This is a genomic window from Pseudomonas sp. LBUM1664 (genome assembly GCF_059695895.1).
Window position 1 is genome coordinate 3,940,818 of the sequence record NZ_CP166791.1, and the last position, 23,306, is coordinate 3,964,123.

20 protein-coding genes are annotated in these 23,306 nt (G+C 61.7%); 10 read left to right on the forward strand and 10 right to left on the reverse strand.

Features of this window, described 5'->3' with window-relative positions:
• Positions 1-8: 8 nt before the first annotated feature.
• The 8 genes from ACA047_RS18305 to ACA047_RS18340 all read left to right on the forward strand — a co-directional run bounded on the left by ACA047_RS18305 (position 9) and on the right by ACA047_RS18340 (position 11,724).
• Entirely contained in the window at positions 9-1,877 is a 1,869-nt protein-coding gene (locus ACA047_RS18305) for an extracellular solute-binding protein (protein WP_497360436.1), read from the forward strand.
• On the forward strand, positions 1,877-2,932 hold the full coding sequence (locus ACA047_RS18310; protein ID WP_497351648.1) for a microcin C ABC transporter permease YejB: 1,056 nt from the start codon (positions 1,877-1,879) through the stop codon (positions 2,930-2,932). The genes ACA047_RS18305 and ACA047_RS18310 overlap by 1 nt, the downstream gene beginning before the upstream one ends.
• A complete protein-coding gene (locus tag ACA047_RS18315) occupies positions 2,932-3,954 on the forward strand; it encodes an ABC transporter permease (RefSeq protein ID WP_497351650.1) in 1,023 nt (340 codons plus the stop codon). Before ACA047_RS18310 ends, ACA047_RS18315 begins: the two co-directional genes overlap by 1 nt.
• A gap of 14 nt (positions 3,955-3,968) precedes the next feature.
• Positions 3,969-5,549 carry an ABC transporter ATP-binding protein gene (locus tag ACA047_RS18320; protein WP_497351652.1) on the forward strand — a complete coding sequence of 527 codons (1,581 nt, stop codon included), beginning with the start codon at positions 3,969-3,971 and terminating at the stop codon, positions 5,547-5,549.
• 147 nt (positions 5,550-5,696) lie between these two features.
• Positions 5,697-7,112, forward strand: coding sequence for a sigma-54 interaction domain-containing protein (locus tag ACA047_RS18325; protein WP_497351654.1), 1,416 nt, complete (start codon positions 5,697-5,699; stop codon positions 7,110-7,112).
• Between the two features lie 304 nt (positions 7,113-7,416).
• Entirely contained in the window at positions 7,417-8,808 is a 1,392-nt protein-coding gene (locus ACA047_RS18330; protein WP_497351656.1) for a GntP family permease, read from the forward strand.
• 7 nt (positions 8,809-8,815) lie between these two features.
• The gene (locus ACA047_RS18335) at positions 8,816-9,592 is read left to right on the forward strand and encodes a 3-hydroxybutyrate dehydrogenase (RefSeq protein ID WP_497351658.1); all 777 of its coding nucleotides are present in this window, start codon (positions 8,816-8,818) and stop codon (positions 9,590-9,592) included.
• 176 nt (positions 9,593-9,768) lie between these two features.
• On the forward strand, positions 9,769-11,724 hold the full coding sequence (locus ACA047_RS18340; RefSeq protein WP_497351660.1) for an acetoacetate--CoA ligase: 1,956 nt from the start codon (positions 9,769-9,771) through the stop codon (positions 11,722-11,724).
• 52 nt (positions 11,725-11,776) lie between these two features.
• On the opposite strand, the gene ACA047_RS18345 is transcribed toward ACA047_RS18340, so the two are convergent.
• Positions 11,777-12,889: a PilT/PilU family type 4a pilus ATPase gene (locus tag ACA047_RS18345; RefSeq protein ID WP_497351662.1), complete on the reverse strand. Its 1,113-nt coding sequence runs from the start codon at positions 12,887-12,889 to the stop codon at positions 11,777-11,779.
• A 131-nt stretch (positions 12,890-13,020) separates the two neighbouring features.
• Here ACA047_RS18345 and ACA047_RS18350 point away from each other — a divergent pair, with 131 nt between their 5' ends.
• Entirely contained in the window at positions 13,021-15,558 is a 2,538-nt protein-coding gene (locus ACA047_RS18350; protein WP_497351664.1) for a PAS domain-containing hybrid sensor histidine kinase/response regulator family protein, read from the forward strand.
• Positions 15,559-15,612: 54 nt separating this feature from the next.
• Positions 15,613-15,888, forward strand: coding sequence for a peptidylprolyl isomerase (locus tag ACA047_RS18355; protein ID WP_003182808.1), 276 nt, complete (start codon positions 15,613-15,615; stop codon positions 15,886-15,888).
• Positions 15,889-16,031: 143 nt separating this feature from the next.
• Here the strand turns inward: ACA047_RS18355 and ACA047_RS18360 are convergent, their stop codons facing one another.
• From ACA047_RS18360 to ACA047_RS18400, 9 genes are all read right to left on the reverse strand, one after another.
• Positions 16,032-16,949 (reverse strand): sugar kinase, encoded by a 918-nt coding sequence (locus ACA047_RS18360; protein ID WP_497351667.1) that lies wholly within the window; start codon positions 16,947-16,949, stop codon positions 16,032-16,034.
• A 155-nt stretch (positions 16,950-17,104) separates the two neighbouring features.
• Positions 17,105-18,322, reverse strand: coding sequence for an amino acid deaminase (locus ACA047_RS18365; protein WP_497351669.1), 1,218 nt, complete (start codon positions 18,320-18,322; stop codon positions 17,105-17,107).
• Positions 18,323-18,363: 41 nt separating this feature from the next.
• A complete protein-coding gene (locus tag ACA047_RS18370) occupies positions 18,364-19,128 on the reverse strand; it encodes an IclR family transcriptional regulator (RefSeq protein ID WP_497351671.1) in 765 nt (254 codons plus the stop codon).
• Positions 19,129-19,150: 22 nt separating this feature from the next.
• Complete coding sequence (locus ACA047_RS18375; protein ID WP_497351673.1) at positions 19,151-19,537, reverse strand: RidA family protein; 387 nt, start codon at positions 19,535-19,537, stop codon at positions 19,151-19,153.
• A gap of 26 nt (positions 19,538-19,563) precedes the next feature.
• A complete protein-coding gene (locus ACA047_RS18380; protein ID WP_497351675.1) occupies positions 19,564-20,355 on the reverse strand; it encodes an amino acid ABC transporter ATP-binding protein in 792 nt (263 codons plus the stop codon).
• Positions 20,352-21,014 (reverse strand): amino acid ABC transporter permease, encoded by a 663-nt coding sequence (locus tag ACA047_RS18385; RefSeq protein WP_497351677.1) that lies wholly within the window; start codon positions 21,012-21,014, stop codon positions 20,352-20,354. Before ACA047_RS18385 ends, ACA047_RS18380 begins: the two co-directional genes overlap by 4 nt.
• A gap of 9 nt (positions 21,015-21,023) precedes the next feature.
• On the reverse strand, positions 21,024-21,686 hold the full coding sequence (locus tag ACA047_RS18390; RefSeq protein ID WP_497351679.1) for an amino acid ABC transporter permease: 663 nt from the start codon (positions 21,684-21,686) through the stop codon (positions 21,024-21,026).
• A gap of 54 nt (positions 21,687-21,740) precedes the next feature.
• Positions 21,741-22,589, reverse strand: coding sequence for a transporter substrate-binding protein (locus tag ACA047_RS18395; protein ID WP_497351681.1), 849 nt, complete (start codon positions 22,587-22,589; stop codon positions 21,741-21,743).
• A 336-nt stretch (positions 22,590-22,925) separates the two neighbouring features.
• A complete protein-coding gene (locus ACA047_RS18400; protein WP_497360438.1) occupies positions 22,926-23,249 on the reverse strand; it encodes a YdcA family protein in 324 nt (107 codons plus the stop codon).
• Positions 23,250-23,306: the final 57 nt, after the last annotated feature.

The window sequence follows — 23,306 nt, forward strand, 5'->3', positions numbered from 1 at the left end:
GGCTGACAATGCGACTGGCGTTCCCCTCACTACTATTCACTGCCGTGGTCCTGCTGACAGGCGCCACCGGTGTGGATGCCGCACCGCAACATGCCCTGACAGTTTATGGCGAGCCGGCAAAGTATGCCGACGGTTTCAGCCACTTCGCCTACACCAATCCCCAGGCCCCCAAGGGTGGCACCCTGCGCCGCTCGGCGATGGAGATTGGCCATTTTGACCATGTGCTGCCGTATATCGACAAAGGCATCGGCGTCACTCAAATCGACGGGATGCTTTATTCGCCGCTGGCCCAACGCTCATTGGATGAGCCCTACACCGTCTACGGCCTGGTGGCCCAGGCAATGGAGCGCTCCGACGATGGCCTGTCCCTGCGCTTCTACCTGAACCCCAAGGCCCGATTCGCCGATGGCAAGCCCATCACCGCCCAGGACGTGCGCTACAGCTTCGAGCTGCTGATGACCCAGGGCAGCCTGCGCTATCGCACCCAGTTCGCGGCCGTCAAAGGTGTCGAGGTGGAATCCGAGCGTACCGTTCGGTTCGACTTCAAGAACAATGAAAGCCGCACCCTGCCCCTGGACATCGCCACCCTGCCGGTCTTCCCCGAACACTGGTGGAAGACCCGTGATTTTGCCAGTGGCGGCGGCTACGAGGCACCACTGGGCAGTGGCCCGTACCGGGTGAGCAAGGTCGACTCTGGGCGCAGTATCACCTTCGAACGCAACGCCGACTGGTGGGGCAAGGACCTGCCGGTCAGCCGCGGGCTCTACAATTTCGACCACTTCAGCATCGAGTATTTCGGCGACACCGATGTGGCCCGGCAAGTCTTGCGCGGTGGCGCCTACGACTACAACCGCGAATTCTCTGCCACCGGCTATTCCATCGGCTATGACGGCCCGGCCTTGCAAGACGGTCGCCTGCAAAAGGCCCACCTGGCCACCGAAGCGCCCCAGACGGCCCAAGGCTTCGTGTTCAACCTGCAAAAACCACAGTTCCAGGATCGCCGTGTACGCCAGGCCCTGGCCATGCTCTGGGATTTCGAGTGGAGCAATCGGCAGATGATGCGCAACCTCTACGTGCGTCAGCAGAGTTTCTTTTCCAACACCGACCTCGCCGCCCGGCAACTGCCCGATGCAGACGAGCGGGCGATCCTCGAGCCGTTGCGCGGGCAAATACCCGACGAAGTCTTTACCCAGGTATTCCAGGCCCCGAAAACCGACGGCAGCGGCGTGATCCGTGACAAACAATTGCAAGCCCTGGCGCTGCTGGGAGAGGCTGGCTGGAAACCCGACGGCGATCGCCTGGTGAATGCCGAGGGCGAGCCACTGAGCTTCACTTTCCTGACCACCCAGAACGGTATCGACCGCCTGCTGCTGCCCTACAAGCGGACCCTGGCGCAGATCGGCATCGACATGAGCATTCGGCGCATTGATTCGTCCCAGTACGTCAATCGCCTGATGAGCCGCGACTACGACATGATCATCACCGGCTACCCCGTCAGCACCTCGCCGGGTATGGAACTCTACAATTACTTCGGCTCGGCAGCGGCCAACGATCCAGGCGCCAACAACTACATGGCCTTGAAGAACCCGGCGGTGGACGCCCTGATCGACGGGCTGGTCAAGGCCACCACCCAGAGCGACATGCTCCGCCACGCCCACGCCCTGGATCGGGTGCTGCAATGGAATTACTACTGGATCCCCAACTATTACCCGCCGGGCAGCTCGACCGTGTGGTGGAACCGCTTCGGTATTCCGAAGGTACAAGCCAGCAATGACGAAGCCATCGAGAGCTGGTGGGAAATGAGCACCACGCCGCTGACCAACGAGCAGATGAGCGCCGAACGCATCAAACGCGGCACACCTGGAGGGCGGAACTGATGTGGGCTTATATCGCGCGGCGCCTGCTGCTGATCATTCCGACCCTGGTGATTATTCTGCTGGTGAACTTCGTCATCGTGCAGGCCGCGCCGGGCGGACCGGTGGAACAGGCCATCGCCCACCTGCAAGGCATCGGCGGCGGCGTCGGCAGTTCGGGCAATGCCATGACCGGCAGTTCCCGCGCCAGTCGTGGCCTTGACCCACAGCTGATCAAAGACATCGAAAAACAATACGGCTTCGACAAACCGGCCCCCGAGCGTTTGTGGCTGATGCTTAGCAGCTACGCCCGCCTGGACTTCGGCAAGAGCTTCTTCCGGGGTTCCACGGTCACCGACCTGATCCTGGAAAAAATGCCAGTGACCATTTCACTCGGGCTCTGGGCGACGCTGATCACCTACCTGGTGTCGATTCCGCTGGGCATTCGCAAGGCGGTGCGGCACGGTTCCGCGTTCGATGTGTGGAGCAGCACGGCGATCATCATCGGCTATGCAATGCCGGCGTTTCTGTTCGCCATGTTCCTGATCGTGGTATTCGCCGGCGGTACATCGCTGAACTGGTTTCCGGTGCGCGGGCTGGTGTCGGATAACTTCGAATCGCTGTCGACGCTGGGCAAGGTCGCCGACTATTTCTGGCACCTGGTATTGCCGGTCACGTCACTGGTCATCGGCGGCTTCGCGACCCTGACGATCCTGACCAAGAACTCGTTTCTCAATGAAATCACGCGCCAGTACGTGGTCACGGCACGGGCCAAGGGCATGAGCGAGCAGCGGGTGCTGTATGGCCACGTGTTCCGCAATGCGATGCTGCTGGTGGTATCGGGTATTCCCCAGGCATTCATCAGTGTGTTCTTTGCCGGGTCCTTGCTGATCGAGGTGATCTTTTCCCTCGATGGCCTGGGACGAATGAGCTACGAGGCCGCCGTGTCCCGGGACTACCCGGTGGTGTTCGGCTCATTGTTCATCTTCACGCTCTTTGGCCTGCTCATCAAACTCATCGGCGACCTCTGCTACACCCTGGTGGACCCGCGCATCGACTTCGCCGCGAGGAACGCCTGATGTTCAAGTTTTCACCCTTGGGCCGCCGGCGTTTCGAGCGTTTCAAAAAGAACCGCCGGGGCTGGTGGTCGCTGTGGTTGTTCCTCGGGCTGTTCATCCTGACCCTGGGCGGCGAGTTGATCGCCAATGACAAGCCGCTGCTGGTGAGCTACCAGGGCTCGCTGTACTTCCCGGTGTTCAAGCGCCACACCGAGCAGGAATTTGGCGGGCAGTTGCCGTTCCAGGCCGATTATCGCAGCAACTACGTGCAAGACCTGATTCACAAGGACGGCGGCTGGCTGCTGTTTCCACCGATCCCGTTCAGCGACGACACGCCCAACTACGACCTCAACCAACCGGCCCCGAGCCCACCCTCCAAGGTGAACTGGCTGGGCACCGATGACCAGGCCAGGGACGTGCTGGCCCGGGTGATCTTCGGCGCGCGGGTGTCGATCCTGTTCGCCCTGGCCCTGACCGCCATCAGCGCGTTGATCGGCATCGCTGCCGGCGCGTTGCAAGGTTATCACGGCGGCTGGGTCGATCTACTGGGGCAACGCTTGCTGGAAGTCTGGTCCGGGCTGCCAGTGCTCTACCTGCTGATCATTTTGTCCGGCTTCGTGGAGCCGAATTTCTGGTGGCTGCTGGGGATCATGGCGCTGTTTTCCTGGCTGGCCCTGGTAGACGTAGTACGTGCCGAGTTCCTGCGCGGGCGCAACCTCGAATACGTGAAAGCCGCCAGGGCCCTGGGCCTGACCGACCGCAAGGTGATCGTGCGACATATCCTGCCCAATGCGATGAACGCTACCCTGAGTTACCTGCCCTTCATCCTCACAGGGGCGATTTCCACCCTCACCGCCCTGGACTTCCTCGGTTTCGGCATGCCGGCCGGTAGCGCGTCGCTGGGCGAGTTGATCGGCCAGGGCAAACAGAACCTGCAAGCGCCGTGGCTGGGGCTGACGGCGTTCTTCACCCTGGCGCTGATTCTGTCCCTGTTGGTGTTTATCGGCGAAGCGTTGCGAGACGCGTTCGATCCCCGATCATGAAGCGGAACCCTGAGATGAGCGACAACCTGATCGAAATCCGCGACCTGAGCGTGGCCTTCAACGACCACGCCGTGGTGCGCAACCTGTGCCTGGACATCCGCCCCGGTGAGTGCCTGGCCCTGGTGGGCGAGTCAGGCTCCGGCAAATCGGTGACGGCCCACTCCATCCTGCAACTGCTGCCCGAAACCGGCACCCGCACCACCGGCAGCATTCGCTACCGTGGCCAGGAACTGGTGGGCGCCGAGGCCAAGACCCTGCGGGAGCTGCGCGGCAACCGGATCGCGATGATCTTCCAGGAACCGATGACCTCGCTGAACCCGCTGCACAGCGTCGAAAAGCAGATCGGCGAAACCCTGATGCTGCACAAGGGCCTGGGCGGTAAAGCGGCGCGCCAGCGCATTCTGGAATTGCTGGCCCTGGTGGGCATTCAGAAACCCAGCGAACGGCTCAAGGCCTACCCCCATCAGCTCTCCGGCGGCCAGCGCCAACGGGTGATGATCGCCATGGCCCTGGCCTGCGAGCCGGAACTGTTGATCGCCGACGAACCGACCACCGCGCTGGACGTGACCGTGCAGCGCAAAATTCTGCTCCTGCTCAAATCACTGCAGCAACGGCTCGGCATGTCATTGCTGTTGATCAGCCACGACCTGAACCTGGTGCGTAGCATCGCGCAACGGGTGTGCGTGATGAAGGCCGGGGAAATCGTCGAACAGGCGCCTTGCGAAACCCTCTTCAGCGCGCCGAAACATCCCTACAGCTGCGAACTGCTGCACGCCGAACCGGAAGGCGAGGCCCCGCCCCGGGACGACCGCGAAGACGTGTTGCGGGTGCAGGACCTGCGAGTGAGTTTTGCCTTGGGCGGCGGGCTGTTCCGACGCAAGGAGTACTTGCGTGCCGTGGACGGCATCAGCCTGAACATTCAGCGCGGCAAGACCCTGGGCATCGTCGGCGAATCCGGTTCCGGCAAGTCAACCCTCGGCCAGGCGATCCTGCGACTGATCGAATCCGAAGGCAGCATTCACTTCCAGGGGCAGGCCCTCGATCATCTGTCACAGAAAGAACTGCGGCCGTGGCGCAAGCAGATGCAGGTGGTGTTCCAGGACCCGTTCGGCAGCCTCAGCCCACGGATGTCGGTGCAGCAGATCATCAGCGAAGGCCTTGAGGTCCACAGCCCGTCCAGTCCCGCACAGTGCGAAGCACGGGTAATCCAGGCCCTCAAGGAAGTCGGCCTCGACCCGCAGAGCCGCCATCGTTACCCCCACGAATTCTCCGGTGGTCAGCGCCAGCGCATCGCCATTGCCCGGGCACTGGTGCTCAAGCCGGCGTTGATCCTGCTGGACGAACCGACCTCAGCCCTGGACCGCACCGTGCAGAAGCAAGTGGTCGCCCTGCTCCGCCAGCTCCAGGAAAAACACGGCCTGACCTACCTGTTCATCAGCCATGACCTGGCGGTGGTTCGCGCCCTGGCCCACGACATGATCGTGATCAAGGACGGCAAAGTGGTCGAGCAAGGCGCCAGCCATGAGGTATTCGACTCGCCCCAGCATCCCTACACCAAGGAGCTGTTGGCGGCGGCGCATCTGGGGTGGGCATAATGCAGCGCATGGCGTAGCTCTGTATCGCGCCCATCGCGAGCAGGCTCGCTCCCACACGGGGCCGCGTCGCACTGAAGATCAAATGTGGGAGCGAGCCTGCTCGCGATGGCGGCGGCACATTCACCTCAGGTCCCGGAAATAACATCCATGAACCCCACCGAAAGCCTCAAGGATTACAAGCGCGTACGCACGCTGGCGATCCGTTCGTTGTTCGAAATCATCGAGCAGTCCAGCGAAGGCACGGTGATTGTCGACCGTGATGCGAATATCGTCTGGATGAACGAACGCTACGCCCGCCGCTTCGGTCTGAACTCGGCGCAGGAGGCCATCGGCCGGGCGTGCGAGAGCGTGATCCCCGGCAGCCTGCTGCGTGAAGTGGTGCGTACCGGGCGGCCGATTCTGCTGGACATGCAGGACACGCCCAAAGAGCCACTGGTGGTGATGCGCCTGCCGATCCACGACAGCGCGGGCGCAGTGATCGGCGCCATCGGCTTTGCCTTGTTCGATGAATTGCGCAGCCTGTCGCCGATGCTCAAGCGTTACCTAAGCATGCAGGAAGAATTGGCCTCCACCCGCTCGCTGCTGCGGGCGCGGCAGACCAAGTACAACTTCGCCCATTTCATCGGCACCAGCAGCGCCGGCCTGGAGGTCAAGCGCCGTGCCCGGCGCAGCGCCAGCGCCGATTCGCCGGTGTTGCTGCTTGGCGAAACCGGCACTGGCAAGGAATTGCTGGCCCAGGCGATCCACAGTGCTTCACCGCGGGCGCACAAGGCGTTCGTCAGCATTAACAGCGCGGCAATTCCCGAGTCCCTGCTGGAAGCCGAGTTCTTCGGCACCGCTCCGGGGGCCTTCACCGGTGCCGACCGCAAGGGGCGCGCCGGCAAACTGCAAATTGCCCAGGGCGGCACGCTGTTCCTGGATGAGATTGGCGACATGCCCTTGCCACTGCAAAGCAAACTGCTGCGGGTGCTGCAGGAAAAGGAATACGAACCGGTAGGCTCCAACGAGGTGCTGCAAAGCGATGTACGGGTGATCGCCGCCACGTCCATGGATCTGGAAGCGGCGATTAAACGCGGTGAGTTCCGCGCCGACCTGTATTACCGCCTCAATGTGCTGCCCATCCAGGTCCCGTCGCTGCGCGAACGCCTGGATGACTTGCCGGCCCTGAGCGAGGCGATTCTCGAAGAACTGCGCAGCCAGCACGAACTGAACCACGACGCACTCGACCTGCTGGGACAACATGCCTGGCCAGGCAACATCCGGGAGCTGCGCAACGTGCTGGAACGGGCCGCGCTGCTCAGCGATAACCTGGTGCTCACCGCTGCGGACATCCGCGCCGCCATTGGTACGTTCACGCCGATTACCCGTACGACAAACTCGAACCTGGAGCCGCTGCCGCAGGAAACCTTCAGTCAGGCCCGGGCGCGATTCGACCGGCAATTGATCGAAAACACCCTCGCGCAATGCGGGGGCAAGGTGATTGAAGCGGCCGAGCGGTTGGGGCTCGGGAGGTCGACTTTGTATAAGAAGATGGTGGCGCTGGGGATTGCGGAGTCTCAGTAAAGAGACTTAAGTCTCTAAATTTAGACAACTCCCTTTTGGAGCGCTTTGCGCTCATCGCGAGCAGGCTCGCTCCCACATGGAACGGTGCTTTCCTGATAAACACGGGCACCCCTGTGGGAGCGAGCCTGCTCGCGATGAGTCCAGCACCGTCCACGAAAATCTCAAAATAGAGATAAAAACCCGAAAACACCCTCATTAAAAAAATAATTTCCTTATATTTCATAAAGTTACGTTCCTGGCACAAAACTCGCTAAAGACCTTCCTCAGCTTCACCCACAAAAATAACAATCCCAGGAGACACACCATGAGTGTGATCATTGCCTTGGCAGCTCTCACGCTGTTGATGGTTGCCGCCTACCGTGGCTACAGCGTCATCCTCTTTGCCCCCATCGCCGCCCTCGGCGCCGTCCTGCTCACCGACCCTTCCGCCGTCGCCCCTGCCTTCACCGGGGTGTTCATGGAAAAAATGGTCGGCTTCATCAAACTGTATTTCCCGGTGTTCCTGCTCGGCGCGGTGTTTGGCAAGCTGATCGAGTTGTCGGGTTTCTCGCGCGCCATCGTGGCGGCGGCGATTCGCCTGCTCGGCACGCGCCAGGCCATGCTGGTGATCGTGCTGGTCTGCGCCCTGTTGACCTACGGTGGCGTGTCGCTGTTCGTCGTCGTATTCGCGGTGTACCCGTTCGCCGCCGAGATGTTTCGCCAGAGCAATATTCCCAAGCGGCTTATCCCGGCCACCATCGCCCTCGGCGCGTTCTCGTTCACCATGGACGCCCTGCCCGGCACGCCACAGATCCAGAACATCATCCCCAGCACCTTCTTCAACACCACCGCCTGGGCCGCGCCGTGGCTGGGTCTGATCGGCACGATCTTTGTGTTCAGCGCCGGTATGCTGTTTCTGCAACGCCAGCGCAACAAGGCCCAACGTGTGGGCGAAGGCTACGGCACCGAACTGCGCAACGAGCCCGAAACCGCCGAAGACATCAAGCTGCCGAACCCATGGATCGCCGTTTCGCCACTGCTGGCGGTCGGGATCATGAACCTGCTGTTCACCCAGTGGATTCCCCAGTGGTACGGCAAGACCCATAGCCTGGCGCTGCCGGGCATGGCGGCGCCGGTGACCAGTGACATCGCCAAACTCACCGCGATCTGGGCGGTGCAGGCTGCATTGCTGGTGGGCATCATCATGGTCCTGCTGTTTGGCTTCCGAGCCATTCGCAGCAAGCTGGCCGAAGGCAGCAAGAGCGCGGTAGGCGGCGCGTTGCTGGCGGCGATGAACACCGCTTCGGAATACGGTTTCGGCGCGGTCATCGCCTCGTTGCCAGGCTTCCTGGTGCTGGCCGACTGGCTCAAGAGCATTCCCAACCCTCTGGTCAACGAAGCCGTGACCGTCACGCTGCTGGCGGGCATTACCGGCTCTGCCTCCGGCGGCATGAGCATCGCCCTGGCGGCGATGTCCGAAACCTTCATCAGCGCCGCCCACGCCGCCAACATCCCCCTTGAGGTGCTGCACCGGGTGGCGGCCATGGCCAGCGGTGGCATGGACACCCTGCCCCACAACGGCGCGGTGATCACCCTGTTGGCGGTGACCGGCCTGACCCACCGGGAAGCCTACAAAGACATTTTTTGTATTACGCTGATCAAGACCCTCGCGGTTTTCGTAGTGATCGGTGTGTTTTACGCCACTGGCATTGTGTGAGGCTCCTATGACAACCTTTCTTTCGGGCAAGACCGCCCTAGTGACCGGCTCTACCAGCGGCATCGGCCTGGGCATCGCCCTGAGCCTGGCCAAGGCCGGCGCCAACCTGATCCTCAACGGCTTTGGCGATGCTTCGGCGGTGATCACTGAAGTCAAACAGTTCGGCGGCAAGGTCGGCCATCATCCGGCCGATGTCAGCGACCCAGCGCAAATTGCCGACATGCTCGCCTACGCCGAACGCGAGTTCGGTGGCGTGGACATCCTGGTGAACAACGCCGGGATCCAGCACGTGGCCGCTGTGGAGGAGTTCCCGGTGGAGCGCTGGGATTCAATCATCGCCATCAATCTGTCCTCGGTGTTCCACGCCACCCGCCTGAGCCTGCCGGGCATGCGCGCCAAGGGCTGGGGGCGGATCATCAACGTCGCCTCGGTGCACGGCCAGGTCGGCTCGGTGGGCAAAGCGGCGTATGTCGCGGCCAAGCATGGGGTGATCGGCCTGACCAAAGTGGTCGGCCTGGAAACCGCCACCAGCAACGTGACCTGCAACGCCATCTGCCCAGGCTGGGTGCTGACGCCGCTGGTGCAAAAACAGATCGACGATCGCATCAAAACCGGCGTCGATCCACAACAGGCTCAGCATGATCTGCTGGCCGAAAAGCAGCCTTCACTGGAGTTCGTGACCCCGCCGCAACTGGGGGAACTGGTGTTGTTTTTGTGCAGCGAAGCCGGTAGCCAGGTGCGGGGAGCGGCGTGGAATATTGATGGTGGGTGGCTGGCCCAATAAGCGCCTGCGAACCACTGTGGGAGCAAGGCTTGCCCGCGATGAAGGCGATGCGGTCTTTCATAATCGAGGTACCTGTTTCGCGAGCAAGCTTTGCTCCCACACGGGGGATAAATCCCCTCGCCACAAGATTGAGCCGCTCTATAGTTTGTGTGTGCATAAAAAATAAGAGGCAACCCATGTCCGACATCCTCTGGCAACCCGGTCCCGAGCGCATCGTCCAGTCGCGCATGGACGCCTTTCGCCGGTTCGTCAATGCGCGGCATCATCTGCAACTGAGCGACTACCCAACCCTGCATGCCTGGAGCATCGAACAGCGCGAAGCTTTCTGGCAGGCCGTCGTCGATTTCTTCGAGATCCGCTTTCACCAAGCATCCACCGAGGTCCTGGTGGAAGGCCCGCAAATGCCCAGCGCCCGCTGGTTCCCAGGGGCGACCCTGAATTTCGCCGAACACCTGCTGCGCCGCCGCGATAACACCGTGGCAGTGGTTGCCCTCGACGAAAACGGCGGCCAGGAACAATTGACCTGGTCCGAACTCGCCGCCCATGTCGCCGGCCTGCAAAAAAGCCTTCAAGCGGTCGGCGTGACCCAGGGTGACCGGGTGGCCGCCTGCATGCCCAACACCTGGCAGACCCTGGTGGGCATGCTCGCCACCACCAGCCTGGGGGCGATCTGGTCTTGTTCCTCGCCGGATTTCGGCACCCAGGGGGTTATCGACCGATTCGGCCAGATCGAGCCCAAGGTGCTGATTACCTGCGCCGGTTATCGCTACGCCGGCAAGGTCATCGACCAGCGGCCCAAGGTCAACGAAATCCTCGAACGGCTGCCGTCGTTGCAGCAGTTGATCGTGCTGCCCTACGCCCGGCCCGAGGTTCGTGTCGAGGACTTCAAGACCCAGGCCAGCGTCGCGTTGTGGGAGGGGTTTTACCAAAGCGGCGGCGAACCGCAATTCATCGGCGTGCCGTTCGATCATCCGCTGTATATCCTCTATTCGAGCGGCACCACCGGCGTGCCGAAGTGCATCGTCCACGGCACCGGCGGCGTGTTGTTGCAGCACGTCAAGGAACATGGCCTGCACGTCGACCTCGGCCCCAAGGATCGCTTGTTCTACTACACCACCTGCGGCTGGATGATGTGGAACTGGCTGGTGTCGGCCCTCGCCGTCGGCAGTGCGGTGGTGCTCTACGACGGCTCGCCGTTTCACCCCGGGGCCGAGCGTTTGCTGGACGTGATCGACCAGCAGCGCATCAGCGTGTTCGGCACCAGCCCCAAATACCTGGCAGCCCTGGAAAGCCAGGGCCTGAAGCCTCGGCAAACCCACGACCTGGGCAGCCTGAAAACCATCCTGTCTACCGGATCGGCGCTGGCGCCCCATAGCTACGATTACGTGTACCGTGACGTTAAACCCGACATCTGCCTGGCCTCGATGTCCGGCGGCACCGACATTGTGTCGTGCTTCGTCAACGGCAACCCGCTGTCGCCGGTACGCCGGGGCGAAATGCAGGGCAAGAGCCTGGGCATGGCGGTTCAGGTCTGGAACGAGGCTGGCAAAACGGTTATCGGCGAGAAAGGTGAACTGGTGTGCACCCGGCATTTTCCGGCGATGCCCATTGGGTTGTGGAACGACCCGCAGCAGGAAAAGCTGCGTGCTTCCTACTTCAGTCAGTTCCCCGGCGTCTGGTCCCAAGGGGACTATGCCGAGGAACTGCCCCACGGCGGCTTCCTGATCCATGGGCGCTCCGACGCGGTGCTCAACCCCGGAGGTGTGCGCATCGGCACGGCGGAGATCTATCGGCAGGTGGAAAAAGTCGAGCAGGTGCTGGACAGCGTCGCCATTGGCCAACAATGGCAGGGCGATGTGCGGGTGGTGCTGTTTGTGCGCCTGCGGGATGGTGTGACGCTGGATGAGGCTTTGGAGCAGCAGATCCGTCAGGTTATCCGCGCCAACACCACACCACGTCATGTACCGGCGAAAATCCTGGCGGTCAGCGACATTCCGCGGACCATCAGCGGCAAAGTGGTCGAACTGGCGGTGCGCAATGTGGTGCATGGCGAGGCGGTGAAAAACACCGATGCCCTGGCCAACCCCGAGGCGCTGGAGCAGTTTCGTGGTCGGCCGGAGCTTGCTACCTGAGTTGAGCGAACCTCAAGCCTTGCTCCCACAGGTGTTGTTCTCACAGAAGTACTCAATCCACCAACCCCCACTCACCCGCCGAGTCGGGCGCAGGCGCCGCGCCAGACTCGGCATGCAGCTTCAGGCGCAACCGCAGGTTGTTTTCCGAGTCGGCGTTTTTCAGCGCTTCTTCCTCATCGATGGCCCCCTCCACCACCAGGTTGAACAGGGCCTGGTCGAAGGTTTGCATTCCCAACTCTTCTGACTTTTCCATGATGCCCTTGAGCTCGCCAAACTCGTTGCGCCGGATCAGGTCGGCCACCGTGGGCGAGCCCAGCATGACCTCCACCGCAGCCCGACGCTTGCCAGTGCGGGTGCGCACCAGGCGTTGGGACACGAACGCCTTGAGGTTGTTAGCCAAGTCGCTCAGCAACTGCGGCCGGCGCTCTTGCGGGAAGAAATTGATCACCCGGTCCAGGGCCTGATTGGCGTTATGGGCATGCAAGGTGGAAATCACCAGATGCCCGGTGTCGGCGAAGGCCAGGGCATGCTCCATGGTTTGGCGATCACGAATCTCGCCGATCAGCACCACGTCCGGCGCCTGGCGCAACGTGTTTTTCAGGGCGGCATGAAAACTGCGCGTGTCGACCCCCACTTCCCGCTGATTGATGATCGATTTCTTATGCCGATGGATATACTCCACCGGGTCTTCGATGGTGATGATGTGGCCGCTGCTGTTGCGATTGCGGTAATCGATCAACGCCGCCAGGGAGGTCGACTTGCCCGAGCTCGTGGCGCCGACGAACAGCATCAGCCCTTGCTTCTGCATGATGATATCCAGTAGAACCTGAGGAAGTTTCAGATCTTCGAAGCGCGGGATGTCCAGCTTGACGTTGCGTATTACCATGGACACATCATTGCGCTGCTTGAAAATATTGACCCGGAACCGCCCAACACCAGGCAGGGAAATCGCCAGGTTCATTTCCAGCTCCCTATCGAACTCAAGGCGCTGTTCGGCGTCCATCAAAGACTCGGCGAGCCCGGCGATGTCGCCGACCTTGAATGCCTGGTGACCCAAGGGCTTGAGCACGCCCTCGAAGCGCGCGCACGGCGGCGCACCGGTGGACAGGTAAAGGTCGGAGCCTGCCTGGCTCGCCAGGATTTGCAACAAGGAATCAATTTCCATGGACTGAAACTTCCGCGAGACATCAATGAAACAAGCTGCCCCGAATATGAAACCCTTCAGACCAACCGCGCTTACCTTCTTCAGAGGATAGTAGACGCCGTAGCTGCGACACGACATCCAGGGATTCCGTGATGAACGCAACACCCACCGGCAGCGACACACAGAGCCTGATCGCCCGACTGGACTGGACCAGCAGCCCGCTGGGCGCTGCCCAAACCTGGCCCCAGAGCCTACGCACCACGGTGGACATCGTGATCCATTCGCCGATGCCGATGGCGTTGCTGTGGGGCCCGCAACTGAGCCATCTCTACAACGACGCCTTCGCCCGTCTGGCCGGTGACAAACATCCCCGGGCGTTCGGCCAGCCGACCCACACAGCATGGCCTGAACTCAGAGGCGTGAGCGAACCGATTTATCACCGCGTGTTGCAAGGCCAGACGCATACCTGCCGCGATCAGCAATGGCGCGTGCCGTTCGCCGGCCGCCTCTGCGATCTGTGGCTGGACCTGACCTACAGCCCCGTGCACGACGAGCGCGGCACCGTGGCCGGTATCCTGATCACCGCCATCGAAACCAGCGAGCGACGACGCCTGGCCCAGGAATTCGAACGACGCTCCGAGGCCAGCCTCAAGGCCCAGCATGAAAGCGAAGAGCGTCTGCAACTGGCCCTGGCCGCCACCGACGCGCTGGGCACCTGGGACTGGGACATCAGCGAAGACCGCTTCATTGCCGACGCCCATTTCGCCCTGCTGCATGGCGTCGATCCGAGCCTGTCTCGTCAGTTGCCCATCAGCGCCTACCTCGAAGGTGTGCACCCCGAAGACCGGGCCATGGTCGCCCGCAGCATCAAGCACTGCATCACTCATGGCACGGAATACGCCGAGGAGTACCGCCTGCTCAAACCCAACGGTGAAATGCGCTGGGTGTTCGTGCGCGGTCGCTGCTACAAGGACCGCCACGGTCGGCCCAAGCGTTTCCTCGGCGCGGCCCTGGACCTGACCGAGCGTAAAAATACCGAGCAGGCCCTGCGCCAGAGCCAGACCGAGCTGCAGTTGGTCATCAATGCCCTGCCCATCCTCATCAGCTATGTGGACCGCGAAGAGCGCTTCCGGCTGAACAATAGCGCCTATCTGGACTGGTACGGCCTGACCCCGCAGGAGCTTTACGGCAAGACCGTCCGCGAAGTGCTCGGCGAAACAGCCTACGCCGGTCTCGCCGAACAGATCGCCGCCGCCCTGGCGGGCAAGCCGTGCAGCTTCGCCGTACATTCGCAACATCGCGACGGCCGGCCACGCCATGCGCTGATCAACTACCTGCCTCGCCATGGGGCGGACGGCTCGGTGAACGGCTTCTACATCTTTGTAATCGACGAGACCGAGCGCAAGAAAACCGAAGAAGCCCTGCGCAATCTCAACGAAACGCTCGAGGAACGGGTCATCGCCCGCACCCAGCAATTGGCCGAAGCCAACCATCGTCTGCAAAGCGAGATGTTCGAACGCGAACGCGCCGAAGAAGCGCTGCGCCATGCCCAGAAGATGGAAGCCGTGGGCCAGCTCACGGGCGGCATCGCCCATGACTTCAACAACATGCTCACCGGCATCCTCGGCAGTCTCGACCTGATGCAGCGTTACATCGCCACAGGCCGCACCGCCGAGATCGGGCGTTTTACCGAAGCGGCGGTGTCCTCGGCCAACCGCGCCGCAGCCCTGACTCACCGGCTGCTGGCCTTTTCCCGACGCCAGTCGCTGGACCGCAAACCGCTTGACCCCAATGAACTGGTGCACTCGCTCGAGGACCTGCTGAGCCGCACCACCGGCGATCACATCGTGCTACGGCTGCAATTGGCCGACGAGCTTTGGCCGGTCAGCACCGATGCCAGCCAGTTGGAAAACGCCCTGCTCAACCTGGTGATCAACGCCCGGGACGCGATGCCCGACGGCGGCGAGTTGATCGTCGAAACCGCCAACGTCTACCTCGACGGCAATGACATCAACACCCTGGAGCCAATCAAGGCAGGGGACTATGTGATGATTGCCGTCAGCGACAACGGCAGCGGCATGAGCCCCTCTGTGCTGGCAAAGGCCTTCGACCCGTTCTTTACCACCAAACCCATCGGTCAGGGCACCGGCCTGGGGCTCTCGATGATCTACGGGTTTGCCCAGCAGTCGGGTGGGCACCTCAACCTGGACAGTGTGCCGGGCCAGGGCACGCGTGTGCAGCTGTACCTGCCGCGGCTGTACGTTTCGCCCACCGAACAGTCTGAGCTGCCAGTGACCGTCGACGCGCCAGCCGCGGTCGCCGGAGAAACGGTGTTGCTGGTGGAGGACGAACCGGCGGTGCGGATGCTGGTGCTCGACCTGTTGGGTGCCCTGGGTTACACCGCCCTCGAAGCCCAGGATGCCAAGACGGCCCTTCCACTTTTGGAGTCGGACCAGCGCATCGACCTGCTGGTGACCGATGTCGGCCTGCCGGGTATGAATGGCCGGCAACTGGCGGAAATCGCCCGCCAGCACCGGCCCGAGCTGAAAGTGCTGTTCATGACCGGTTATGCGCAAAAAGCCACCGAACGCCAGGGGTTCCTCGACCACGGGATGGACATGGTCGCCAAGCCCTTCACCCTTGATCTGCTGGCAAACAAGATTCGGACGATGATCAACCATGGCGCCTGACTTGAGGCATAATCGCCGCCCCGTCACCTTCCCACCCCTCAGGTCAGCGCTGCAATGAAAGCCCAAGCCCGCCATATCCTGGTGAAAACCGCCGAAGAAGCCGAACAGCTCAAACAACGCATCGCCAAGGGCGAAGCCTTCGATGTGCTGGCCAAGAAGTACTCCACTTGCCCCTCCGGCAAACGCGGCGGCGATCTGGGTGAAGTGCGGCCAGGGCAGATGGTTGGCGTGATCGATGCGGTGATATTCAAGAAGCCGCTGCGGGTGGTGCATGGGCCGATCAAGAGCAAGTTCGGGTATCACCTGGTGCAGGTGTTTTACCGGGATTGAATCCACGCTTCGCCGAGAGTCCCCACCTGTGGCGAGGGAGCTTGCTCCCGCTCGGCTGCGCAGCAGCCGCTTGTTGGGGCCTGCTTCGCAGGCCAGCGGGAGCAAGCTCCCTCGCCACAGGGCTAACCCAATCTTCGGTGTAGTCAGCCCTTGGGAATCAATGCCCCCGGCACCTGAATCACTCGGCTCGCCAGAAGGTGCCCGGCCTCGGCGGCCTCCACCGGACCGCCGCCCAACAATCGGCTCGCCAGGTATGCGGCGCTGAATGAGTCCCCCGCCGCCGTCGTGTCCACAACGCGCTCGACCCGCTGGGCAGGAATTTCATAAGACTTGCCATCGCAACGGATCAGACAAGCCTCGGCGCCGCGTTTGAGCACCACTTCGGGAGTGCCGAACTCTGCGTATGCAGCGAACACCGCCTCGCTGTTGGCATAACCGAACAGCGCCTGCTCGTCGTCCACCGTCAACAGCGCCAGTTCCACGTAGGGCAATACGCTGCGATAGGCCGCGCGGGCGGCGTCGACCGAGGCCCAAAGCCTTGGCCGGTAGTTATTGTCGAACACCACCTGAGCCCCGCGCCGGCGGGCCTCGATCAGGGTATCGATGAGCTTGCCGCGCCCGCGCTCACCGAGCACCGCCAGGGTGATGCCGCTGAAATAGAGCACGTCGTAATGCGGTAGCGAGGCCAGGATCGGCGCGGCGGCCGGGGTGGTAAAACAATCGCGTACCGCCGCCTCGTTGCGCCAGTACAAAAACCGCCGCTCACCCGCCGCGTCCGTCTGGATGCAATACAAACCCGGCAAGCGCCCGGGCAAACGCTGAACCCTGTCCAACCCGATGTTTTCCGCGGCCCAACTCTGGCACATGGCGTCACTGAAACTGTCATCGCCCAGGGCAGTCACGTAATCCACCGCCCCCTTGTCGCCTAAGGCGCGAGACAGGTAAACCGCCGTGTTCAGGGTGTCACCGCCGAAGCTCTGTTGCAGGCTGCCATCGGCGCGTTGTTGCAGTTCGATCATGCATTCGCCGATCAGGGCGATGCGGGGTTTGGAAGTGCTCATGGGTGATCCTGATGGTTCGGTGGGGTCTGGGAGGCCGCTATCGCGGGCAAGCCTTGCTCCCACAGGGGGATCTTGGGCAAACACAAATTTTGTGTTCACAGTCGATCAGTGTAGGAGCAAGGCTTACACGCGATAGCCGCGACTCGGTCTAAAGGCTAAAAACAAGTCTCCAAGCTCTCAACCACCCGCAACCCCTCATCCACCAGACACCCCACGCGCCACTTGTCGAACGTCAGGCACGGATGCGATGTACCAAACGAGATGATGTCACCCACCCGCAACTCAACCCCCGGGGCCACGCTCATGAACGCATGCTGGTCCATCACCGCCGTCACTTTGCAGCCACTCACGTCGTCCCCCGCCACCGAATCCGAACCGGGTTTGTAGCGCTTGAGCGGCACCGGCAAACCCGCGTCGTAGGCCACGTCGCGCTTGCCCAGGGCGATCACCGCGAAGCCCGGTTCCGGCAGCGATTGCACATGGGCCCAGACTTCCAGGGCCGGGCGCAGGCCTTCGTGCAGGTCACTGCGCCGCTCCAGCACGCAGCACTGGGCTTCTTTGTAGATGCCATGGTCATGGGCCACGTAGCTGCCGGGGCGCAGCACGCTGAGAAAACGCCCATGGGCGTTCTGGGCCTCAAAGGATTCGGCGATCAGGTCGTACCAGGCCGAACCCGAAGCGGTAATGATTGGCTTGTTGATGGCAAACGCGCCGGTGTCCTGCAACTGCACCGCCAGCCGCACCAACGATGCGGCAAACGCCCGGATGCCACTGATGGCGTGGTCACCGTGGATCACCCCTTCGTAGCCTTCGATACCGGTCAACGCCAACTCCGGTTGCGCCCGGATCGCCTCGGCCAGGGCCAGCACTTGGGCCTCGGTACGGCAACCACACCGGCCACCGACCACGCCGTACTCGATCATCACGTTCAGCTTCATACCGCGAGAGACAAAGAACGCGCCCAGGTCGGCAACGTTGTCCGGATGGTCGACCATGCAATGAAACTCAAACGCCGGGTCGGCCAGCAGATCGGCGATCAGCGCCATATTCGGCGTGCCCACCAATTGGTTGGCCATCAGCACCCGGCGCACGCCATGGGCGTAAGCGGCACGGGTCTGCACCGCGGTGGCGAGGGTCAAGCCCCAGGCGCCAGCGTCGAGCTGTCGGCGGAACAACGCCGGGGTCATGCTGGTCTTGCCGTGGGGCGCCAGTTCGGCACCGCTGCCTGTGACAAACGCTTGCATCCAGCGAATGTTGTGTTCCAGCGCCTCGCGGTGCAGCACCAGCGCCGGCAGGCTGACGTCCCGCAGCAGGTGGGCACCGGTGGTGGCGGCACCCTTCTCTACGCCAGCGTTATGAATGGCAGAAGACATGTTTGAACTCCTCACACACAGCCGCTAACCGCCGCGGCTGTCTATTCATTGATGCGACGGGCCAGGTTGTTGGCGCTTTCGATCAGCACCCGGCGATAGTCGGCGTAATTGTTCTTGGCGTCGGCCCTTGGGGCGACGATGCACAGGGTTGCGATGGCCACGCCGTTCGGGTCTTTGACCGGTGCGGCGAAGCAGTGGGTGAAGGTGTCGGCAACGCTGTCGAAGGAGAAAAAACCATCGAGGCCGGCCTGGCGGATTTGCGCAAGGAACTGCTCCAGGGGTAGACGATCGCCATCCGGCAGGATGAAGTCGTCAGGGTCGATCAGGTCGACGATCTGCTGGTCGCTCAAATGCGCCAGCAGCAGGCGACCGGAGGCGGTCCAGGGGATCGGTGCGTTTTCCCCAATGTCCGATGAAATGCGGAAATGCCGCTCGCCCTCCTTCATCAGCGCCACGGTGTATTTGCGCCCGTTGAGCAGGCACATCTGGGCAGTTTCCCGGGTCTGGCTCACGATCTCCTGCAAGGCGTGATCAGCCTCGCGGCTCAAGTCGAAATGCCGCAGGTGCGCCTGCCCGAGAAAGTACAACTGACGGCCCAGATAGACATGACCGTCCTTGCCCACGGGTTCCAGGATGCGCCGTTCCAACAGCGACGCCACCAGTTCATAGACCGTGGACTTGGGGCTGCCAATGCCGCTGGCGATGTCGTTCGGGCGCAGCGGCTGGCCGATTTCCTTGAGGAAATCGAGGATATCGAACGCCCGATCCAGTCCCCGGGCCCGGCGTTTGATGGTGTCTTCGGTCATGTCAGTATTTCCCGATCAATGATTACTTCTTCTTGTACGCCACACAATCAATCTCGACCTTGCAATCAACCATCATGTTGGCCTGCACACAAGCCCGGGCCGGGGCATGTTCCGAGCTGAAGTATTCGCCGAACACCTTATTGAAACTCCAGAAATCGCGCGGGTCTTCCAGCCACACGCCGCAGCGCACCACATCCTTGAGGTCATAACCGGCCTCTTCGAGAATGGCGATCAGGTTCTTCATGGTCTGGTGCGTCTGCTCGACGATTCCGCCGACAATAATCTCGCCGTTCACCGCCGGCACCTGGCCGGACACGTGCAACCAGCCATCGGCTTCCACGGCGCGAGCGAATGGCCGTGGCTGGCCACCGCCTGCGGTGCTGCCGGTGCCGTAACGCGTAATGCTCATGAGTGTTTCTCCTTGTTGAATTAGCCTTAAAAACGAGTGTTCTTGAGGAATTCCGCCAGACGCGGCGACTGTGGCCGCTCGAACAGTTCTTTGGGTGGGCCCTGCTCTTCAATGCGCCCCTGATTCATGAACACGATCTTGTCGGAGACCTCGAAGGCAAAGCGCATTTCGTGGGTCACCAGCAGCATGGTCATGCCGTCTTCGGCCAGGCCCTTGATCACGTTCAGCACCTCACCCACCAATTCCGGGTCCAGGGCCGAGGTCACTTCGTCGAACAGCATCAGGCTGGGGTTCATGGCAATCGCACGGGCAATCGCCACGCGCTGCTGCTGGCCGCCGGACAACTGACCGGGAAAGTGATTGCGCCGTTCCAGCAAGCCGACCCGTTCCAGCCATTTCTCGGCCAGGGCGATGGCTTCATCCTTGGGCAGTTTTTTCACTTTGAGCAGACCCAGGGTGACGTTCTGCAGTGCCGTCAGATGAGGGAACAGGTTGAATTGCTGGAACGCCATGCCGGTCATGGCCCGATGCCGGGCGATGACTTTCTCGGCGTGGCGCACGCGCTTGCCGTCGACGTCGTCATAGCCGATGGACTCACCGTCGAGCACGATCTGCCCGCCCTGGAATTCTTCAAGCATGTTCACGCAGCGCAGCAGCGTCGTCTTGCCCGAACCGCTGGAACCGATCAGTGTGACCACGTTGCCGCGCTGCATGCTCAGGTCCACGCCCTTGAGCACTTCCACCGGGCCGTATTGTTTGCGCAGACCACTAATGTCCAGCAGCGGTCGGGCGTTGGAGGGGGTCGAAACGTCTGTCATGGCAAGGCCACCCGCTTTTCAATGTATCGCCCGAGCAATTCGATGGCGTAATTGATGATGAAAAAGAGAAACCCGGCGAACAGGTAAAACTCCAGGGTCATGAAGGTCCGGGCAATGATCTGTTGAGTGCTGAGCAGCAGTTCGGCAACGCCGATCACCGACAGCAACGTCGAGGCCTTGACGATCTCGGTGGAGGAATTGACCCAGGTTGGCAAGATCTGCCGCAACGCCTGGGGCAACAGCACATAACCCAACGCCTGGAAGAACGTCAGGCCAATGGCCTGGCTCGCTTCCATCTGCCCACGGGGCAACGCCTGCAAGGCACCGCGCACGATCTCGGCCACGTGAGAGCCACAGAACAGTGTCAGGCCCAGGGCTCCAGCCTCGAATGCGCCGATCTGCCAACCCAGCGCCGGGGCCATGTAGAAGCACGCCAGCACCAGCACGAACACTGGCGTGCCACGGATCAGGTCGACGTAGAAACGAAACGGCGCGCGCATCCAGAAGCGGCCATAGGTCAGCACCAGCCCGGCGACAAGCCCCATCAACGTGCCCAACAGAATTGCTAGCACCGAACACTGCACGCTGGTCAGGAAACCTGCCCATAGCGTGTCCCGGGCGACCCACAACTCATGCAACCAACTGGGGGATTCGTACATGGCACACTCCTAACGGCGGATCGCCAGGCGCTGCTCGAAATAACGCAGCACCATGGCAATGAGGTAACAGGCCGCGACATACAGGGCCGTGGTCACCAGCCAGGTTTCAATCACCCGATAGCTCTCCACGTTGATCTTGCGCGCGTAATAGGTCAGCTCCGGCACGGCAATCGCCGCCGCCAGGGAGGTGTCCTTGAACAGCGAAATGAAGTTGTTCGACAAGGCCGGCAACACGTTGCGCAGCATCACCGGCACGGTGACGTAGGCTTTCACCTGCCATTCGCCCAGGCCGATGGCCAGGCCCGCTTCACGTTGCCCCTTGTGAATGCTCAACAGCCCGCCGCGAAACACTTCAGTCAAGTAGGCCCCGGCGTACAGCGAGAGCGTGATGACGAACGACGGGAGCTTGTCCAGGCGAATGCCCAGGCTCGGCAAGGCGAAGTAAATCAACAGGATCAACACCAGGATCGGCGTATTGCGGATCACCGTGACATACACCGACGCCAGCACCCGCAAGGCACGGTGTTTGCTGAGTAGCGCAAACGCCATCAGCAGGCCGATCACGCAACCGATCGCGATCGATACCAGCGCCAGGGAAAGCCCCAGGCCGAGCCCCGCCAGCAAGGTGTCGAAATCGCGCCAGACGGCGGCAAAGTTCAACTGATAATTCATGGTCGGCAGTACCTTAAACGGGGCGCCGACAGCTGGCGCCCCGGGCTCACAGGGTCATTTGAATTCAACGGGAAAACCGATAGCCGGCGACGGCAGGTCCACGCCGAACCACTGCTTGAACGACGCTGCGTACGTCGGAAATTCCACGCCAGTCATGGCTTCATGCAAGGTGGTGTTGACGAAGTTCAGCCAGTCCTGGTCGCCGCGCTTGACCGCACAGGCATAGGTTTGCGGGCTCCAGGCGTAGGCCGGGCTGCGATAGCGACCGGGGTTCTGCACCATCAGGTACTTGACCGAAGACTGGTCGGTGGCGGCGGCATCGGCGCGACCGGAGTTCACTGCCTGGTACATCAGATCGACGCTGTCGTACTGGTCGACCTTGGCCTTGGGCAATGCCTGATGCACCAACTCTTCGGCGTAGACGTTCTGCAACACCGCCACGGTGACGCCGTCGCCGGCGGCCTTGAGGTCTTCGATTTCCTTGTACTTGCTGTTGGCCGGCAGCAGCAGGCCCACACCTTCGCGGTAGTACGGCAGGGTGAACGCCACCTGCTGGGCACGGCTGGCGGTCACGGTAATGAACTGGCAGCTCATGTCGACCTTGTCGGTCAACAGGTTGGGAATGCGTGCATCGGAAGACTGCACCACAAACTCGACTTTCTCCGGGTCATTGAACAGGCCCTTGGCGACCATCCGCGCAATGTCGATATCAAAACCCTGCAACTTGCCATCCGCTCCCTGGAAGTGCCACGGCGCATTGGTACTGCCCGTGCCCACGATCAATTTTCCGCGTTGCAGCACGCTGTCCAGCTTGCTGTCGGCCGCCTGAGCGACACCCATGGCAGCCGTCGTGGCCGCGAAGAGAAAAACACACGCTTTGAACAAGGAAGGTCGGCGATGCATGACAAGCACTCCAGGGTGAGTTTATTCCGCTATACCGGAACATAGTATGTAACAACGGAATAGACAGCAGAAAGTGTGCCACAGGCTTACGCCGCATGGGCAAGGAAAATGGAATGCGAATGAAATCAGAGAGATGGGAAAAACAGATAGGTGGACGGCGGCGCACATCCGCTACCGCCGTTGATACCCTTGGCCACGGCGCACGGGTAGCAAGGCCCCAAACAGAGGCCAAGCGAGTTGCTCGCTCCCCTTAGCCGCACCGAAACGGAGCCGGTGAGCTCTCAACCCTGCTTATTGACGTCGCAAACCCTGTGGGTGTTTCTGAAAGTGTTCGCCCTATTTGCGCTTGTAACTCTTGCTACCGCCAGGCGTGAGGCAATAGACGCCACCACGGGGGCCGACGCAATAACTGCCACTGCCGCATTGGCAACCGTCAGAGGACTTGAGCAACGACTGCGGTCGAGCCTCATTACTTAGCCCCAACTCAGCAGAACAGGATTTCTTTGAAGCGCTGATGGAGCCGTCGTTACACAGAAAGATATCGCCGTCACACCCGGCGATGCCGCCTTTGCTTCCGGAACACGGTTTGTTGGCGGCGATAGCCGAAGTACATAGGATCAACAACAGGATCGTGACACTGGTGCGAAGTAAACCGGACATTCCGTGACAGAGGTTCATGGCAGCTTCCAAGCTGATAGGTAGCCCTATGCTATCACC

What these genes read in the sequence shown, in the direction of transcription:
- ACA047_RS18305 (WP_497360436.1), top strand. Translation starts at nt 9, where the DNA reads ATGCGACTGGCGTTCCCCTCACTACTATTCACTGCCGTGGTCCTGCTG.
- ACA047_RS18310 (WP_497351648.1), top strand. Translation starts at nt 1,877, where the DNA reads ATGTGGGCTTATATCGCGCGGCGCCTGCTGCTGATCATTCCGACCCTG.
- ACA047_RS18315 (WP_497351650.1), top strand. Translation starts at nt 2,932, where the DNA reads ATGTTCAAGTTTTCACCCTTGGGCCGCCGGCGTTTCGAGCGTTTCAAA.
- ACA047_RS18320 (WP_497351652.1), top strand. Translation starts at nt 3,969, where the DNA reads ATGAGCGACAACCTGATCGAAATCCGCGACCTGAGCGTGGCCTTCAAC.
- ACA047_RS18325 (WP_497351654.1), top strand. Translation starts at nt 5,697, where the DNA reads ATGAACCCCACCGAAAGCCTCAAGGATTACAAGCGCGTACGCACGCTG.
- ACA047_RS18330 (WP_497351656.1), top strand. Translation starts at nt 7,417, where the DNA reads ATGAGTGTGATCATTGCCTTGGCAGCTCTCACGCTGTTGATGGTTGCC.
- ACA047_RS18335 (WP_497351658.1), top strand. Translation starts at nt 8,816, where the DNA reads ATGACAACCTTTCTTTCGGGCAAGACCGCCCTAGTGACCGGCTCTACC.
- ACA047_RS18340 (WP_497351660.1), top strand. Translation starts at nt 9,769, where the DNA reads ATGTCCGACATCCTCTGGCAACCCGGTCCCGAGCGCATCGTCCAGTCG.
- ACA047_RS18345 (WP_497351662.1), bottom strand. Translation starts at nt 12,889, where the DNA reads ATGGAAATTGATTCCTTGTTGCAAATCCTGGCGAGCCAGGCAGGCTCC.
- ACA047_RS18350 (WP_497351664.1), top strand. Translation starts at nt 13,021, where the DNA reads ATGAACGCAACACCCACCGGCAGCGACACACAGAGCCTGATCGCCCGA.
- ACA047_RS18355 (WP_003182808.1), top strand. Translation starts at nt 15,613, where the DNA reads ATGAAAGCCCAAGCCCGCCATATCCTGGTGAAAACCGCCGAAGAAGCC.
- ACA047_RS18360 (WP_497351667.1), bottom strand. Translation starts at nt 16,949, where the DNA reads ATGAGCACTTCCAAACCCCGCATCGCCCTGATCGGCGAATGCATGATC.
- ACA047_RS18365 (WP_497351669.1), bottom strand. Translation starts at nt 18,322, where the DNA reads ATGTCTTCTGCCATTCATAACGCTGGCGTAGAGAAGGGTGCCGCCACC.
- ACA047_RS18370 (WP_497351671.1), bottom strand. Translation starts at nt 19,128, where the DNA reads ATGACCGAAGACACCATCAAACGCCGGGCCCGGGGACTGGATCGGGCG.
- ACA047_RS18375 (WP_497351673.1), bottom strand. Translation starts at nt 19,537, where the DNA reads ATGAGCATTACGCGTTACGGCACCGGCAGCACCGCAGGCGGTGGCCAG.
- ACA047_RS18380 (WP_497351675.1), bottom strand. Translation starts at nt 20,355, where the DNA reads ATGACAGACGTTTCGACCCCCTCCAACGCCCGACCGCTGCTGGACATT.
- ACA047_RS18385 (WP_497351677.1), bottom strand. Translation starts at nt 21,014, where the DNA reads ATGTACGAATCCCCCAGTTGGTTGCATGAGTTGTGGGTCGCCCGGGAC.
- ACA047_RS18390 (WP_497351679.1), bottom strand. Translation starts at nt 21,686, where the DNA reads ATGAATTATCAGTTGAACTTTGCCGCCGTCTGGCGCGATTTCGACACC.
- ACA047_RS18395 (WP_497351681.1), bottom strand. Translation starts at nt 22,589, where the DNA reads ATGCATCGCCGACCTTCCTTGTTCAAAGCGTGTGTTTTTCTCTTCGCG.
- ACA047_RS18400 (WP_497360438.1), bottom strand. Translation starts at nt 23,249, where the DNA reads ATGTCCGGTTTACTTCGCACCAGTGTCACGATCCTGTTGTTGATCCTA.